This window comes from Klebsiella ornithinolytica (genome assembly GCF_030505655.1).
In the GTDB taxonomy this organism is placed as follows: Bacteria; Pseudomonadota; Gammaproteobacteria; order Enterobacterales; family Enterobacteriaceae; genus Klebsiella; species Klebsiella ornithinolytica.
Map to the genome: position 1 here is coordinate 4,337,288 of NZ_CP130153.1, position 15,755 is coordinate 4,353,042.

Below are 15,755 nucleotides of genomic sequence, written 5' to 3' on the forward strand. Positions count from 1 at the left end.
GCCCGGACAAGGCAGAGAGCCTTATCCGGGATGACCGTGATTGTTCGCGGTTTACGGGCGGTAAACCTTCACGTTCTCAAAGCCCTGCTCACGCAGGTACAGCGCCTGCAGACGGCTCATCACGCCACGCTCGCACCACAGCAACCAGGTTTTGCTCTGGTCGAGATTGCCGAACTGGGTGCTCAGCTTGTAGAACGGCAATGACACAACGTCAACGCCTTCAACCTTCAGCGGCTTCTCATCCTGTTCGTCCACGGAACGAATATCCAGAATGACGTCGTTCGGGCTAAAGCCGGTCACGGTTTCAACTTCCACCACGTCCTGCTGAGTCTGCTGGGCGATATCGCGAATATCCACGTTATTCGCTTCCGCCACCACTTTATCGAGGATGCTAAAGTCGAAGTTCTCTTCTTCTGCTTCAATCTTCGCCTTCACCGCTTTCACGGTCGGGCTCTTCGAAATCACACCGCAATATTCCGGCATGGTGCGGGCAAAATCTTCGGTGCCGATTTCACGGGCCAGGTCGATGATGTGCTCTTTATCGTGCGAAATCAGCGGACGCAGAATCAGGGTGTCGGAGACATTATCAATCAGACGCAGGTTGGTCAGGGTCTGGCTGGACACCTGGCCCAGCGCTTCGCCGGTCACCAGCGCCTGCACGCCATAGCGCTCGGCGACTTTCGACGCCGCGCGGATCATCATGCGCTTCAGCACCACGCCCATCTGACCATCGTCGACTTTTTCGAGGATCTCCCCCACGACCGGTTCGAAGTTAATCGCCACGAAACGAACGCGGTGCGAACTGCCGAAGCGGTTCCACAGGTAGTGCGCCACCTGACGAACGCCAATTTCATGCGCGGCGCCGCCAAGGTTAAAGAAACAGTAGTGCACGCGACAGCCGCGGCGCATCAGCATGTAGCTGGAGACGCCGGAGTCGAAGCCGCCGGAAATCAGCGACAGCACATCTTCCTGCGTGCCGATCGGGAAACCACCGATGCCTTCGTAGCGCCCTTTTACCAGCAGCAGACGATCGTTTTCAATTTCCAGATTGACCGTAATGTCCGGGTCAGTCAGCTTCACGCGCGCCGTTTCGATATGCTGGTTCAGGCCACCGCCGACGTAGCGTTCCACTTCGATAGAGGTAAACTCATGCTTGCCGCGACGTTTTACGCGCACGCAGAAAGTCTTGCCTTCCAGCGCTTCGCGCCACAGCGGCAGCGTTTTCTCAAAAATATCGTGCAGTGAGGTAAACGGGACGTCTTCGACTTCCAGAATATGGTGGATACCCGGGATTCGGGTCAGCGCATCGCGAATAACCGGACGCTGATTTTCGTCTTTCGCGCGAACTTCGATATGATCCCAATGACGAACGACGGCAAGCGTCTCATCATAGTTTTTGAGAACGTTACGAATGTTCCCGGTTAAGATCTTAATGAAGCGCAATCTCACGGATTGGCTTTTGATGGTGATTTCCGGGAACAATTTAATGATAAACTTCATGGCGACAATAGTTCGTTGGCAAGCCCGACGGGGCTTTAAGCAAAAGTTGTACTGCAGAGCACCGCGGTGCCTGCATCCAGGGAGCGCAGTATATCACCATTGAGTACATTGCGCCTCGCATTGCGCGTTTTACATAAAATCATTCAGGATGCCCACGCGCGACGGGGGCATAACCCACTTGTCAGCCACCCGTTTGCGCGCTTTCGGCAACGATTCCGCGAAAGGATGAGGTGTATATTTGCTTAACCACGTGACTTCGTTACCATATTGGTGTCGCGACATTACAAGAGTCTATATTCACTATGCCAAAGAAAAATGAGGCCCCGGCCAGCTTTGAAACCGCCCTGGGCGAGCTGGAGCAGATTGTTAATCGTCTGGAAAGCGGCGCGCTGCCGTTAGAAGAGGCGCTCAGCGAATTTGAGCGCGGCGTACAGCTGGCGCGTCAGGGGCAGGCCCGATTGCAGCAGGCCGAACAGCGCGTCCAGATTCTGCTGGCCGACAGCGAGGATAGCCCGCTGACGCCGTTTACACCGGATGCTGAATAAATGGACTTCTCGCAACAATTACACGCTTGCGTTGAGCAGGCCAACGACGCGCTACGCCGTTTCCTCGCTCCGCTGCCTTTTCAGAACACTCCACTGGTTGAAGCCATGCAGTACGGCGCACTATTAGGCGGTAAACGCCTGCGTCCGTTCCTCGTCTATGCTACCGGCGAAATGTTCGGCGTCAGCCGGACAACGCTGGACGCACCGGCCGCCGCCGTTGAATGCATCCATGCTTACTCTCTGATGCATGACGATCTGCCCGCCATGGACGATGACGATCTGCGCCGCGGTCTGCCGACCTGCCACATTAAATTTGGCGAAGCGAACGCAATTCTTGCCGGAGACGCCCTACAAACGCTGGCATTTTCTATACTGAGTGATGCGCCGATGCCTGAAGTGCCGGACAGCGATCGTCTGGCGATGGTTTCGACGCTGGCCCACGCCAGCGGCGTCGCCGGAATGTGCGGCGGACAGGCGCTGGATCTGGAAGCCGAAGGCCACCAGGTTGACCTGCAGGCGCTGGAGCGTATTCATCGCCACAAAACCGGCGCGCTGATATGCGCCGCGGTGCGCATGGGCGCGCTGAGCGCAGGTGAACGCGGTCGTGCGGCCCTGCCGGCGCTCGATCGCTATGCGCAAAATATCGGTCTCGCCTTCCAGGTCCAGGATGACATTCTTGACGTGGTAGGGGATACTGCGACCCTTGGCAAACGTCAGGGAGCTGACCAGCAGCTAGGCAAAAGTACTTATCCTGCGCTTCTGGGACTTGAACAAGCGCGTAAAAAAGCGCACGACCTGATTGAAGATGCCCGTCAGTCGCTGAGTGAGCTGGCCGCGCAATCTCTGGATACTACGGCACTGGAAGCGCTCGCGAATTACATAATTCAGCGTGATAAATAAACAATAAGAGTCTCTGATGAGTTTTGATATTGCCAAATACCCAACCCTGGCACTGGTGGATTCCACCCAGGAGTTGCGTCTGTTGCCGAAAGACAGCCTGCCGAAACTGTGCGACGAACTCCGGCGCTACCTGCTGGACAGCGTCAGCCGTTCCAGCGGGCATTTTGCCTCCGGCCTCGGCACGGTCGAACTGACCGTGGCGCTTCACTACGTCTATAACACGCCTTTTGACCGTTTGATCTGGGACGTGGGCCACCAGGCCTACCCGCATAAAATTCTGACCGGGCGCCGCGATAAAATCGGCACCATTCGGCAGAAAGGCGGGCTGCATCCGTTCCCGTGGCGCGGCGAAAGTGAATATGACGTGCTGAGCGTCGGCCACTCATCGACCTCCATTTCTGCGGGTATCGGGGTGGCGATTGCCGCGGCGAAAGAAGACAAACAGCGACGTGCGGTCTGCGTCATTGGCGACGGCGCCATTACCGCAGGTATGGCGTTTGAGGCCATGAACCATGCGGGCGATATCAAACCCGATCTGCTGGTGGTGCTGAACGACAACGAAATGTCGATCTCCGAAAATGTCGGCGCGCTGAATAACCATCTGGCGCAGCTGCTCTCCGGAAAACTGTACTCCACGCTGCGCGAAGGCGGCAAAAAGGTCTTCTCTGGCGTGCCGCCGATTAAAGAGCTGCTCAAACGCACCGAAGAACATCTCAAAGGGATGGTCGTTCCCGGAACCCTGTTTGAAGAGCTGGGCTTTAATTACATCGGCCCGGTTGACGGTCACGATGTCCTCGGTCTGGTCAATACGCTGAAAAATATGCGCGACCTGAAAGGACCGCAGTTCCTGCATATTATGACCAAAAAAGGTCGCGGCTATGAGCCGGCGGAAAAAGACCCGATTACCTTCCACGCGGTGCCGAAATTTGACCATACCAGCGGGGTCCTGCCGAAAAGCAGCGGCGGCCTGCCCTCCTACTCGAAAATTTTTGGCGACTGGCTGTGCGAAACCGCGGCGAAAGACAGCAAGCTGATGGCCGTTACGCCGGCTATGCGCGAAGGCTCGGGGATGGTCGAGTTTTCCAGAAAATACCCTGACCAGTATTTCGATGTGGCGATTGCGGAACAGCACGCGGTGACGTTCGCCGCCGGCCTGGCGATCGGCGACTACAAGCCGGTGGTGGCCATTTACTCCACCTTCCTGCAGCGCGCCTACGATCAGGTGATCCACGATGTCGCTATCCAGAAGCTGCCGGTTCTGTTTGCCATCGACCGCGCGGGAATCGTCGGCGCCGACGGACAAACGCATCAGGGAGCATTCGATCTCTCCTTCCTGCGCTGTGTTCCGGATATGGTGATCATGACGCCGAGCGACGAAAACGAGTGCCGTCAGATGCTCTACACCGGCTATCACTACAATCAAGGGCCGAGCGCGGTTCGCTACCCGCGCGGGACCGGCACCGGCGCCACGCTGGAGCCGCTGGCTTCATTGCCGATCGGCAAAGGCGTGGTGAAACGCACGGGCGAAAAAGTGGCGATACTCAACTTCGGCACTCTGCTGCCGGAAGCGGCGCAGGTGGCGGACAAGCTCAACGCCACGCTGGTCGATATGCGTTTTGTCAAACCGCTCGATGATGCGCTTATTTTGCAGCTTGCCGCCGATCACGATGTGCTGGTGACGGTGGAAGAGAATGCCATTATGGGCGGTGCGGGCAGCGGCGTGAATGAGCTGCTGATGGCTCATCGTCGTGTGGTTCCGGTGCTGAATATCGGCCTGCCGGACTTCTTTATTCCCCAGGGAACCCAGGAAGAAGTGCGCGCCGACCTCGGCCTTGATGCCGCCGGTATCGAAGCCAAAATCACCGCCTGGCTGGCCTGAACCCTCTCCGCTAACGGCGCCTGCTATGCTTAAAGGATACCCTTTATGTTGATAGCAGGAGCCGTTCATGCACTACATCACACCTGAAGCAACCCACCTGCGGGTCTCCCGACTTTGCCTCGGCTGTATGACCTTTGGCGAGCCGGATCGGGGCAAGCACGCCTGGACCCTACCTGAAGAGAGCAGCCGTCCGCTCATTCAACGTGCGCTGGAAGGCGGCATCAACTTTTTTGATACCGCCAACAGCTACTCTGACGGCAGCAGTGAAGAGATTGTCGGCCGTGCGCTGCGCGATTTCGCCCGCCGTGACGAAGTAGTGGTGGCCACAAAGGTGTATCACCAGGTCGGGGATCTGCCGGAGGGCCTCTCGCGTGCGCAGATCCTGCGCTCTATCGATGACAGCCTGCGCCGCTTAGGTATGGAATATGTCGACCTGCTGCAGATCCATCGTTGGGACTACAGCACGCCGATTGAAGAGACCCTGGAAGCGCTAAATGAGGTTGTTAAGGCCGGGAAAGCACGCTATATCGGCGCCTCATCGATGCACGCCCGCCAGTTTGCGCAGGCGCTGCAGCTTCAGGAGAGCAACGGCTGGGCGCGCTTTGTCACCATGCAGGATCATTACAACCTGATCTATCGTGAAGAAGAGAATGAGATGCTGCCGCTGTGCCATCGTGCTGGCGTATCGGTCATCCCCTGGAGTCCGCTGGCGCGGGGTCGCCTCACCCGTCCGTGGGGCGAAACCACTGCCCGCCTGGTCTCTGATGAGTTTGGCAAATCGCTCTACAGCGCAACCGATGAAAACGATGCGCAGATTGCGCAGAATCTTGCTGAAGTGGCGGAAGAACTCGGCGCCAATCGCGCCCAGGTGGCGCTGGCCTGGCTGCTGAGTAAACCCGGCGTCGCGGCGCCAATCGTCGGAGCCTCCAGACAGGAGCAGCTCGACGACCTGCTGGGCGCGGTGGATTTAACGCTGACGCCTGAACAGGTAGAAAAGCTGGAAGCGCCGTACCAGCCGCATCCGATTGTGGGTTTTAAATAAGCGGGCCGCCCGGGCCACTGGCCCGGGCAAACTCACCCGAGGAGTGAGCTCAGAAAAGACCAATCGGCCAGTGATGGCCTATGACATACAGCACGCCCGCCGAAATCACGCCGGCGACGATATCATCGACCATGATCCCCATCCCGCCGTGGATATTGCGGTCAAACCAGCGAATCGGCCACGGTTTCCACATATCAAAAATGCGGAAGATCACAAACCCGGCGGCGACCCATTGCCAGTCAAGCGTCGGTAGCGCCATCAAGGTGATCCACATCCCGACAAACTCGTCCCAGACGATGCTCCCGTGATCGTGGGTACCCATATCTTTCGCCGTGCGATGGCAGATATAAACCCCGATACAAATGCCCATCATCACCACCAGCGAATAGAGCTGCCAGGGAAGAAAGGTCATCAGATACCAGAACGGAATCGCCGCCAGCGAGCCCATTGTGCCAGGCACCACGGGGCTTAACCCGCTGCCAAAACCGGTCGCCAGCAAATGCCAGGGATTCAGCATATTGAGGCGGCTTTTTGCGATATCTTTACTACGCACCAAAGTGATCGTACCCCTGTAAATCCAGCTGGACCGGTTTACCGGATTGCATCAACTGCAAACCGTCCGCCTCGGCGCTAATCTGTCCAATGCAGGTAAAGCGCGCCCCAAGCTGGCCGATAGCCACATCAAGCGCGCCGCGGTTAAGTTCAGGCACGGTAAAGCACAGTTCGTAGTCTTCACCGCCAGAGAGCGCCCAGCGCAGCGCCTGCTCCCTCTCTGCATGGCGCAGCAGCGCATCGGATAACGGCATTGCGTCAAGATCGATCCGCGCGCCGCAGCCGCTGGCCTTCAGAATATGCCCCAGATCGGAAATCAGACCGTCGGACAGATCAATGGCCGAGCTGGCCAGATCGCGCAGCGCCTGTCCTTGCAATACGCGCGGCATCGGGCGCAAATGGCGCGCCAGCAGGTAGTCGGCATCAGCGGCTGACGCCACCACCAGACGATCCTGCAAAATGGCCAATCCTGCGGCGCTGTCGCCGGGGGTGCCGGTGACGTATATCCAGTCGCCAGGTTTCGCCCCGGAACGCTTCAAAGCGCGCCCAGGCGGGACAAAACCGTGAATACCCAGGGTCATCGACAGCGGACCGCGAGTGGTATCACCGCCGATCAGCTGCATATCGTAATAGTTGAGCTGCATGAACAGGCTGTCGCTGAACGCTGCCAGCCACGCTTCATCCGCTTCCGGTAGCGTTAACGCCAGCGTCAACCACGCCGGTTCGGCGCCCATCGCCGCGAGGTCGCTCAGATTGACCGCCAGCGCCTTGTAAGCCAGATCGGCAGGATCGATATCAGGTAAAAAATGGTTGCCCGCCACCAGGGTGTCGGTGCTGATTGCCAGCGTTTTTTTCTCGGGAATGTTCAGGAGAGCGCAGTCGTCGCCGATGCCGGTTTCCACATCGAGACGCATGCTTTTTACGCGATCAAAATAACGGGCAATCAGGGAAAATTCGCCGCATGCCATACGTTATGCCTCAGCAAAAGAAAAGAATAAGGCCGGACCTTGCGTGGATGACATCCCGCGAGACCCGGCCTGGAGTTTACTTTTTGTTGGGACGAATTGCCGGGGCTGCTTTGTCCAGCACGCCGTTAACAAACTTATGACTGTCTTCGGCGCCAAAGGTTTTCGCCAGTTCGATAGCTTCGTTAATCGCAACTTTGTACGGAACATCGTCACGTTTAGACAGCTCGAACAGGGCGATACGCAGTACCGCTTTCTCCACCTGACCCAGCTCTTCAAGCAGGCGGGACAGGTACGGCTTCATCAGGCCGTCGAGGTATGCGCTGTTAGTCGCCACTCCGGACAGCAGTTCGCGGAAATACAGAACGTCGACATCTTTGACATCCTGTTCCGCCAGGAACTGGTATTCAACATCAGCGATGTCGTTCTGGGACAACTGCCAGGAGTAAAGCGCCTGGACGGCACACTCACGGGCGCGGCGACGAGCAGCAGGTTTCACGGAATTCCCCTTACAAAAAAATTCAGGCCTTGATGGCTTTCAATACGTTAATCATTTCCAGCGCGGTCAGCGCAGCTTCTGCGCCTTTGTTACCGGCTTTGGTACCAGCGCGTTCGATGGCTTGTTCAATGCTTTCTGTCGTCAGAACACCAAAGGCTACCGGGATTTCGCTGTCCTGCGCGACATGTGCGAGGCCATTGCTTGCTCCGCCAGCCACATATTCAAAGTGCGCGGTACCACCACGAATCACCGTACCCAGAGCAATCACTGCGTCATATTTACCGGTTTTAGCCAGCACGCCAGCCGCCAGCGGCAGCTCATACGCGCCTGGAACCCAAACAACGGTAATATTTTCATCTTTTACCTGACCGATGCGCTTGAGTGCGTCAATAGCACCTTCCAGCAGGCTGTCATTGATAAAGTTGTTGAAACGCGCAATGGTGATGGCGACGCGAGCGTCCGGGGTAGCAACGTTAGCTTCAATAATGTTCATACTCTTCCTTCGGGTTCATATAGCCCCGCAAGGGGGGCGGATTCTATCATAATAATTTATACACTTCATCCTTCAAACTGCCTCCGCGTTGGCTGCGCCTGTCGATCCCGCTTGCTTACCGCTGTAAGCAAGCGGGGGTTCTCGGGTTGGCTGCCTCGACGCATCTTGAATGATTTCGCGTAGCGATGCTGTTTTCCCTTGCCAGGGGGAGATCATGCGCCCACTAAATGCAGGCAAAGATCGGGGCCTACCTGGCGTATCTCGTTGAATTTGAAATGGGGGGCATCGGCCAGTTTCTCAAGCCCCGGCAGCACGCATAGCCCGCGTGCGTCGCTGCCTAACAGTTTAGGCGCAATATAGACGATAAGCTCGTCCACCAGTCCGGCCTGCAACAGCGCGCCGGCGAGCGTCGGGCCCGCTTCCACCCAAATGCTGTTAACCTGCTGTTTGCCAAGCTGCATCATCAGTAACACCAGATCGAGATGGCCGTTATGTTCCGGCACGATCAGCGTTCGCACGCTTTCCGGCCAGCTGCGATCATCGGCCTGAGTGCGGGCAAACAGCGTCTCTCCCGCCTGCTGCACGATGCGGTGCTCAGGAGTAACGCGATTATGGCTATCGATCACAATACGCAGCGGCTGACGCAGATTTTCCTGCGGGTAGCGGGCGCGAATATCGGCATCGAGCTCTTCCCAGCGTACGGTTAATGCCGGATCGTCTGCCAGGACGGTCGCGCTGCTGGTCAGGATCGCATGGCTTTGCGCACGCAGGCGCTGCACGTCGCGTCGCGCCTGCGGCGAGGTAATCCACTGACTTTCGCCGCTGGCCATCGCGGTGCGACCATCCAGCGAAGCGCCCATTTTTAGCTGTATGTAAGGGAAACCGGTGCGCATCCGCTTAAGAAAGCCTTTGTTCAGCGCTTCGGCTTCGCCCATCATCAGGCCGTGGCTGACGTCAATTCCTTCCTGCTGCAGGCGATACAGGCCGCGCCCGGCCACCTGCGGGTTAGGGTCCTGCATGGCGGCCACGACGCGGGTAACGCCCGCGGCAATCAGCGCGTCGCAGCACGGCGGCGTTCGGCCGTGATGACTGCAGGGTTCCAGCGTCACATAGGCAGTGGCGCCCCGGGCTTTTTCGCCGGCCATGCGCAGCGCATGAACTTCCGCATGCGGCTCGCCGGCACGATAGTGAAAACCTTCGCCGACAATCTCGCCGTCCTTGACGATCACACAGCCGACATTCGGATTGGGATGGGTCGTAAAGCGCCCGCGCTGCGCCAGCTTAAGCGCTCGCGCCATGTACATTTCATCATGCATGGCTTAGTCCTGTAAGCGGGCGATCTCTTCGCCGAACTCTTTGATATCTTCAAAACTGCGATAGACGGAAGCAAAGCGGATATAGGCAACTTTATCGAGCTTTTTCAGCTGCTCCATCACCAGGTTGCCGATCATTTTGCTCGGGACTTCGCGCTCGCCGGTACCGCGTAAATGGGTTTTGATATGATTGAGCGCCATTTCCACATCATCGGCGCTGACCGGCCGTTTTTCCAACGCTTTCAGCATTCCGCTGCGCAGCTTATCTTCATTGAAGGGCTCCCGCACATCGTTGCTCTTGACCACACGCGGCATCACCAGCTCTGCCACCTCGAAGGTGGTGAAACGTTCGTTACAAACCAGGCACTGCCGACGACGACGCACAGAAGAGCCCTCACCCACCAGACGAGAGTCGATCACTTTGGTATCTACGGCGAAACAGAAAGGGCAATGCATAGCGCGTCCTGACAGGAAGTTAAACTGACGGGTAGTTTACCGCGAAGTGCCCCGACAACAAAGAAAGAGCTTTTGAGACAAAGGATCTATGGCTCGTGGACGGAGACGATCTACCATAAAGTATCCCCTGAAAACGGAATCCATGACCATGACAAGACGTTATTTGAAGCTGGCGATGCTGACCACGCTGTTCACACTCAGCGCCTGCGCTCAGCAAAGCGAAGTCCGTCAAATGCATGAAAGCGTAAGCACCTTGAGCAAAGAGATGACTCAGCTTAATCAGCAGACGGTGAAAATTAGCCAGCAAAACGCTCTGAATGCGAAATCCACCAGCGGCGTTTATCTTTTGCCCGGCGCCAGGACTCCGGCGCGCCTCGAAAGCCAAATCGGCACATTGCGTATGTCGCTGCGTGATATTGCCGCCGACGCCGACGGTACCCGCCTGACGCTGCGTATTCAGGGGGAATCAAACGACCCGCTACCGGCGTTTAGCGCCACCGTTGCCTGGGGGCAAATCAGCGGCACCACGCAGAATTATCAGGAAGTTAACGTGCACGATCGGTTGATTAGCGCCCCCGCCAGCATCCTGGCGCCGAGCGACGTTGATATTCCGCTACGTCTGAACGGCATCACGCCGGAGCAGCTCGGCTTCCTGCGCATTCACGATATCCAGCCCGCCACCGCACAATAATCCCCTTCACCGGGTGTCGCCGACACCCGGGCCCCCGTCCAGAAATCCATTTACAATTTTTCTAAACAGTTCAGTAAAAATTGACTGTATGGATGAATTTCAGTGGCATTCTGTCAGGAAATGCATAGAATCGTGAACGCAATCGATTACGTATGTTTACGTTATGTGAAACAACACGTATTTTTGTGAGCAATGATTTCTATAATAGACCCCCACAGAAAGACGAAATATTTAGAAACGCTTCGGCAACGTTCTTAACGCCTTTTGGCTTAATTTAAACAGTGGCATCATTATGAAAAAAACATTACTGGCAGCAGGCGCCGTACTGGCGCTGTCCACATCGTTCACTGCTGGCGCGGCAGAAAACGAAAAACCGCAGTACCTGTCTGATTGGTGGCACCAGAGTGTAAACGTGGTGGGTAGCTACCACACCCGTTTTGGACCGCAAATCCGTAACGATACCTATCTGGAATACGAAGCGTTTGCTAAAAAAGACTGGTTTGATTTCTATGGCTATATCGATGCGCCGGTGTTCTTTGGCGGCAACAGCACGGCAAAAGGTATCTGGAACAACGGTTCTCCGCTGTTTATGGAAATCGAACCGCGTTTCTCTATCGATAAGCTGACCAACACCGATCTCAGCTTCGGCCCGTTCAAAGAGTGGTATTTCGCGAACAACTATATCTACGATATGGGTCGTAACGATTCTCAGGAGCAGAGCACCTGGTATATGGGTCTGGGTACCGATATCGATACCGGTCTGCCGATGAGCCTGTCTCTGAACGTCTATGCGAAATATCAGTGGCAGAACTATGGCGCATCCAACGAAAACGAATGGGACGGCTACCGTTTCAAAGTGAAATACTTTGTCCCGCTGACCGACCTGTGGGGCGGCTCGCTGAGCTACATCGGCTTCACCAACTTTGACTGGGGTTCCGATCTGGGCGATGACAACTTCTATGACATGAACGGCAAGCACGCGCGCACCAGCAACTCCATCGCCTCCAGCCACATCCTGGCGCTGAACTACGCGCACTGGCACTACTCCGTTGTGGCCCGTTACTGGCATAACGGCGGTCAGTGGGCCGATGATGCGAAGCTCAACTTCGGCGATGGCGACTTCAACGTACGCTCTACCGGCTGGGGTGGTTACTTCGTGGTGGGTTACAACTTCTAATCCTGCCTGATGGTCCCCGGCCTCTGCGCCGGGGATATCGATTGACGCGCATTATGGCTCACGCTCCTCGCACCTCACCTTACGCAGAAAATCACTCAATGAACGGTCGGCCCGCTCGCTGAAAAGGCGCCCGGTAGCAGCCACGTCCAGGCAGCGATCGAGACGAAAGCAGCGGTAATCGTCGCGGAGCTCGCACCAGCTCACCAGCAGCCAGCGTTCGCCCCAGAAAAAGAGCCCCAGCGGCAGCACTTCGCGCTGCGACACCTTTCCCGCTTCGTCGCGGTAGTGCAGCGCCAGCACCCGCTGACCGGAAACCGCCCGATGCACCAGATCAAACTGTGCCTTACTGTAGCCCTGGGCGCCAAAATCCGGCGCAAATAGCCGCGATTGTTCGGCCTTACGCCGACTCTCCTCAGGTAAAATCGCGAGCATCTTTTCCCGAGCCGACTCCAGTGCCTGGGACAGCGATTCGCCCCCCCAGGTTTGCAGCAGCCGAATCGCGGCCACCAGCGCTTCCGACTCCTGGGTCGTCAGCATCAGAGGCGGTAAGCTGTAGCCTGCCAGCAGGCGATATCCGCTTCCGGCCTCACCCTCCACCGGCACGCCGGAGAGCGACAGGTCGCGGATATCCCGGTAGATGGTGCGCTCCGATACGCCGAGCCGCTCCGCCAGCAGTCCGGCGGTGGTTAATCTTCTCCCCCGCAGGATCTGCACGATTTGAAAAAGGCGGTCGGCGCGTCGGCTCATTTTTAGCTTATCTCATGGTCAGGCCCGTCCCGCAGGCGTCAAACGCATTAATGGGACAGGTATTTAGGTTGATGGAGGCCAATCCGGTTACCTTCGCTATCCATAAACAGCGCGATGGTGCCAATATCGTTCGACAGCTCAAGCGGGCCAAAGACGCAGCTCCCGCCAGCGGAATTCACGCGGTCGAGCGTGGCGGCCAGATTGTCAGTATGAAGATAGATAATACATCCCTGATCGGCAGGTTTAACCCCGTCAAACTTCGCCAGCGCGCCGCCGGGGGCCGGATCCTGATACGGAAAAACGGCCATTTCGGCACAATCCATATTTTCCCGACGCAGCGTCACCTGCAGCACCGGCTCGTAAAACGCCACGGCACGATCCATGTCGGCGACCGGAATTTCAAACCAGTTAATTACGTTGTTCATACATCCTCCTGTCCATTGTTTGGGTTCAGGAGGAGTGTATGGCAGGGCTCCTGACAGCGTACTGTCAGGAGCGATCGCCGTCTGCGATTAACCCGCCGAGCAAACCAGGGCCCGCTGCTTATCCAGCAGCCAGGGACGTAAATAGCCAACGGTATTCGATAGCGGCAGGACCTCCTCCGGCAGGACAATCCCCAGCTGCTGGCGAATATAGGCCCGCCGGGTAACGATGCGCTGCCAGAGAGCCGGCCAGTTCTCCGCCAGCTCCTCACGTAGCGCCTCATCCGCAACCGCTACGGTATCTTCAATACTGGCCCCGGCATAGCCCGCCCGTGAGGGGATAATATCGATTTGCAGCAGCATGCCGCTGCGGATACTGGCCTGAGAGTCCGGCCCTACAGGAGAACACAGCCACTCTTCGTCGGCGACCAGATGGCCGGGGTTCAAATGCCAGTGATACTCTGCTTTCGGTAACACCCGCTCGATAAGATCATACATCTCACCGCCGCGCATACCGATACGCAGGTTCTCCAGCCAGCTGACTACCGCCCGGAAATAGGGCTTCGCCACCACATCGAGGTAGTCCGCCACCTCCGGCGCCAGCTCCGTTTCATCGCCGACTACATAGGCTGCCCGGCTGCTTAAGCCGCCTTTAAACCCGGTAGTGAGCGAAAACTTATCGCCGCGACGGATAACCTTATCGCCAGGATAGAGACGGGCATCGGCGAAACGATCGCCGGTAGCGGCAATCATCACCACGCTGTTGGGCTGGCCTTCTGCTGCCAGCAGCGCGCCGATCTGTTTTTCCGTTTTCCCCGGCTCGATGGCATTCAAAGCCGTGAGGATCGCCGTCGACGCCAGGTTGGCGCCATATTCATAATGCGCCAGCTCATTGGCTGAATTTACCGTTCTCACTCCGCCATCTGGCGCGATAAATATTGCCGTGGCATTGACCACAACCGCCTGCGGCCCTGCAGCCTGCCGAATGGCGTCAACGATAAAAGCAGGCAGATCGAACATCTGTGAACGGTCGTCAGCGCTGCCGGTGAATAGCTTCCAGCCTACCAGGCCCAGCGTTTTCCCGCTGCTAATACCGGCATCCTGCAGCAGCTGAGGCAGACTCTTTTCATTGCTCATGGGTTGATTCGGCAACGAGAACCACGGCGCATGGATCACCCGGTTTTCCAGCCGGGCAAAGGCCGCCAGCTTGAGGTTTTCATTGCCCAGCACCAGCACCGCCTCCCCTTCGCGATGCAGTACCAGCAATGCTTCTTCAAAACGAGGGATAAAGCCGGTGAGATATTCGAAGTTTCCGCCGTGCTCTTTATCGGCATACACGATCAGCGTGTCGTAGTCATGCCGGCGCATTTGCGCAAGTACCCTGGCTTTACGCTGGCGTAGCGTTTGATCGCTGAGCGTAACGGAAGGCACATCGTGCCAGACGGTGGGTTCGGCGACGGCAGAAAGGACTATGGCGGACATGGGGGATCTCCATCTCATTAAGCTAATGAGTGGAGAGTAGCGAAATTTGGCCGGGCTGTAATAAAAAAATCCCGGCCTTGCGACCGGGATTGCTTTATCGGAACGCGCCGGATTTACGGCAGAATTGACGGCTGATCCGCCCCTTCTTTTTCTACCTTCTGCTGCAGCATATGCTCACGCTTCATGCCCAGCTTCAGCGCCAGTGCGGACGCCACGTAGATAGACGAGGCCGTACCGATGGAGACACCGATCAGCATGGTCAGCGAGAAGCCTTCCAGAACCGGGCCACCAAAGAGATACAGCATCAGGATCACCACCAACGTGGTTCCGGAGGTGATCAAGGTACGATGCAGCGTCTGGGTCAACGACACGTTGAAGATCTCATACGGCGTACCGCGGCGGATCTTACGGAAGTTTTCACGGATACGGTCAGATACCACGATGCTGTCGTTCAGCGAGTAGCCGATAACCGACATCAGCGAGGCGACGATAGTCAGGTCAATCTCGATATGGAACAGCGAGAGGATGCCCATCGTAATGACCACGTCGTGCGCCAGAGCGATAACGACCCCGGCGGCAAGACGCCACTCGAAACGGAAACCAACGTACACCAGGATACAGATTAATGCCGCCAGCAGCGCCAGCGCGCCGCTTTGCGCCAGGTCAGCCCCGACGCTCGGCCCCACGAACTCGATTCGCTTAACCGTCGCGGACTGGCTGGTCGATTCGTTAATCACGTTAACGACCTTGCTGCCCAGCTCCTGACTGATGTTGGCATCATGTACCGGCGGCATACGTACCATAATGTCGCGGCTGCTGCCGAAGTTCTGCACCTGCGGCTCTTCAAAGCCCGCCTTCTGCAGCGCCTGGCGCATCTGGTCCAGTTCGGCCGGTTTTTCGAGGGTAATTTCGATCACCGTACCGCCGGTGAAATCCAGACCCCAGTTAAAACCGCGCACGCCCATCACGACAATGGCGGCAATCAGCAGAAAACCTGAAATGCCGAAAGCCCAGTAGTCCCAGCGCATAAAGTCATAGACTTTACGGCCGTGGTTCAATTGTTCAACAGTATATTCCTGTGCCACAACGCAC

General features: G+C 57.0%; 17 protein-coding genes. 6 read left to right on the forward strand and 11 right to left on the reverse strand.

The annotated features are described in order from the left end of the window. Positions 1–51 precede the first annotated feature (51 nt). Positions 52–1,500: a tRNA uracil 4-sulfurtransferase ThiI gene (thiI, locus tag Q1L34_RS20660; RefSeq protein ID WP_004858647.1), complete on the reverse strand. Its 1,449-nt coding sequence runs from the start codon at positions 1,498–1,500 to the stop codon at positions 52–54. Between the two features lie 302 nt (positions 1,501–1,802). Here thiI and xseB point away from each other — a divergent pair, with 302 nt between their 5' ends. From xseB to Q1L34_RS20680, 4 genes are all read left to right on the forward strand, one after another. Next, positions 1,803–2,045 carry an exodeoxyribonuclease VII small subunit gene (gene xseB / locus Q1L34_RS20665; RefSeq protein ID WP_004858644.1) on the forward strand — a complete coding sequence of 81 codons (243 nt, stop codon included), beginning with the start codon at positions 1,803–1,805 and terminating at the stop codon, positions 2,043–2,045. Beyond that, complete coding sequence (gene ispA / locus Q1L34_RS20670; protein WP_004858640.1) at positions 2,046–2,945, forward strand: (2E,6E)-farnesyl diphosphate synthase; 900 nt, start codon at positions 2,046–2,048, stop codon at positions 2,943–2,945. A 16-nt stretch (positions 2,946–2,961) separates the two neighbouring features. Next, complete coding sequence (gene dxs, locus Q1L34_RS20675; protein WP_044347619.1) at positions 2,962–4,824, forward strand: 1-deoxy-D-xylulose-5-phosphate synthase; 1,863 nt, start codon at positions 2,962–2,964, stop codon at positions 4,822–4,824. A 67-nt stretch (positions 4,825–4,891) separates the two neighbouring features. Continuing rightward, the gene (locus Q1L34_RS20680; RefSeq protein WP_004858633.1) at positions 4,892–5,866 is read left to right on the forward strand and encodes an aldo/keto reductase; all 975 of its coding nucleotides are present in this window, start codon (positions 4,892–4,894) and stop codon (positions 5,864–5,866) included. Positions 5,867–5,915: 49 nt separating this feature from the next. Here the strand turns inward: Q1L34_RS20680 and pgpA are convergent, their stop codons facing one another. The 6 genes from pgpA to nrdR form a co-directional block, all read right to left on the reverse strand. Next, a complete protein-coding gene (gene pgpA, locus Q1L34_RS20685; protein ID WP_004858630.1) occupies positions 5,916–6,383 on the reverse strand; it encodes a phosphatidylglycerophosphatase A in 468 nt (155 codons plus the stop codon). A gap of 28 nt (positions 6,384–6,411) precedes the next feature. Beyond that, positions 6,412–7,386 carry a thiamine-phosphate kinase gene (gene thiL / locus Q1L34_RS20690; protein ID WP_004858626.1) on the reverse strand — a complete coding sequence of 325 codons (975 nt, stop codon included), beginning with the start codon at positions 7,384–7,386 and terminating at the stop codon, positions 6,412–6,414. A gap of 76 nt (positions 7,387–7,462) precedes the next feature. Next, positions 7,463–7,882 carry a transcription antitermination factor NusB gene (nusB, locus tag Q1L34_RS20695; RefSeq protein ID WP_004858621.1) on the reverse strand — a complete coding sequence of 140 codons (420 nt, stop codon included), beginning with the start codon at positions 7,880–7,882 and terminating at the stop codon, positions 7,463–7,465. Positions 7,883–7,904: 22 nt separating this feature from the next. Beyond that, a complete protein-coding gene (gene ribH, locus Q1L34_RS20700) occupies positions 7,905–8,375 on the reverse strand; it encodes a 6,7-dimethyl-8-ribityllumazine synthase (protein WP_004858618.1) in 471 nt (156 codons plus the stop codon). Between the two features lie 212 nt (positions 8,376–8,587). Continuing rightward, a complete protein-coding gene (ribD, locus tag Q1L34_RS20705) occupies positions 8,588–9,691 on the reverse strand; it encodes a bifunctional diaminohydroxyphosphoribosylaminopyrimidine deaminase/5-amino-6-(5-phosphoribosylamino)uracil reductase RibD (RefSeq protein WP_064357448.1) in 1,104 nt (367 codons plus the stop codon). Between the two features lie 3 nt (positions 9,692–9,694). Then, positions 9,695–10,144 carry a transcriptional regulator NrdR gene (nrdR, locus tag Q1L34_RS20710; protein WP_004858609.1) on the reverse strand — a complete coding sequence of 150 codons (450 nt, stop codon included), beginning with the start codon at positions 10,142–10,144 and terminating at the stop codon, positions 9,695–9,697. A 148-nt stretch (positions 10,145–10,292) separates the two neighbouring features. Here nrdR and Q1L34_RS20715 point away from each other — a divergent pair, with 148 nt between their 5' ends. Then, a complete protein-coding gene (locus Q1L34_RS20715) occupies positions 10,293–10,835 on the forward strand; it encodes a SadB/YajI family lipoprotein (protein WP_004858607.1) in 543 nt (180 codons plus the stop codon). Positions 10,836–11,127: 292 nt separating this feature from the next. Beyond that, positions 11,128–12,012: a nucleoside-specific channel-forming protein Tsx gene (locus Q1L34_RS20720; protein WP_004858604.1), complete on the forward strand. Its 885-nt coding sequence runs from the start codon at positions 11,128–11,130 to the stop codon at positions 12,010–12,012. A 51-nt stretch (positions 12,013–12,063) separates the two neighbouring features. On the opposite strand, the gene Q1L34_RS20725 is transcribed toward Q1L34_RS20720, so the two are convergent. From Q1L34_RS20725 to secF, 4 genes are all read right to left on the reverse strand, one after another. Beyond that, the gene (locus Q1L34_RS20725; protein WP_032716748.1) at positions 12,064–12,759 is read right to left on the reverse strand and encodes a helix-turn-helix transcriptional regulator; all 696 of its coding nucleotides are present in this window, start codon (positions 12,757–12,759) and stop codon (positions 12,064–12,066) included. Between the two features lie 47 nt (positions 12,760–12,806). Beyond that, on the reverse strand, positions 12,807–13,184 hold the full coding sequence (locus tag Q1L34_RS20730) for a VOC family protein (RefSeq protein ID WP_015585038.1): 378 nt from the start codon (positions 13,182–13,184) through the stop codon (positions 12,807–12,809). An 87-nt stretch (positions 13,185–13,271) separates the two neighbouring features. Further along, complete coding sequence (locus tag Q1L34_RS20735) at positions 13,272–14,663, reverse strand: M24 family metallopeptidase (protein ID WP_327204262.1); 1,392 nt, start codon at positions 14,661–14,663, stop codon at positions 13,272–13,274. 113 nt (positions 14,664–14,776) lie between these two features. Beyond that, positions 14,777–15,748 (reverse strand): protein translocase subunit SecF, encoded by a 972-nt coding sequence (gene secF / locus Q1L34_RS20740; RefSeq protein ID WP_004858587.1) that lies wholly within the window; start codon positions 15,746–15,748, stop codon positions 14,777–14,779. Positions 15,749–15,755: the final 7 nt, after the last annotated feature.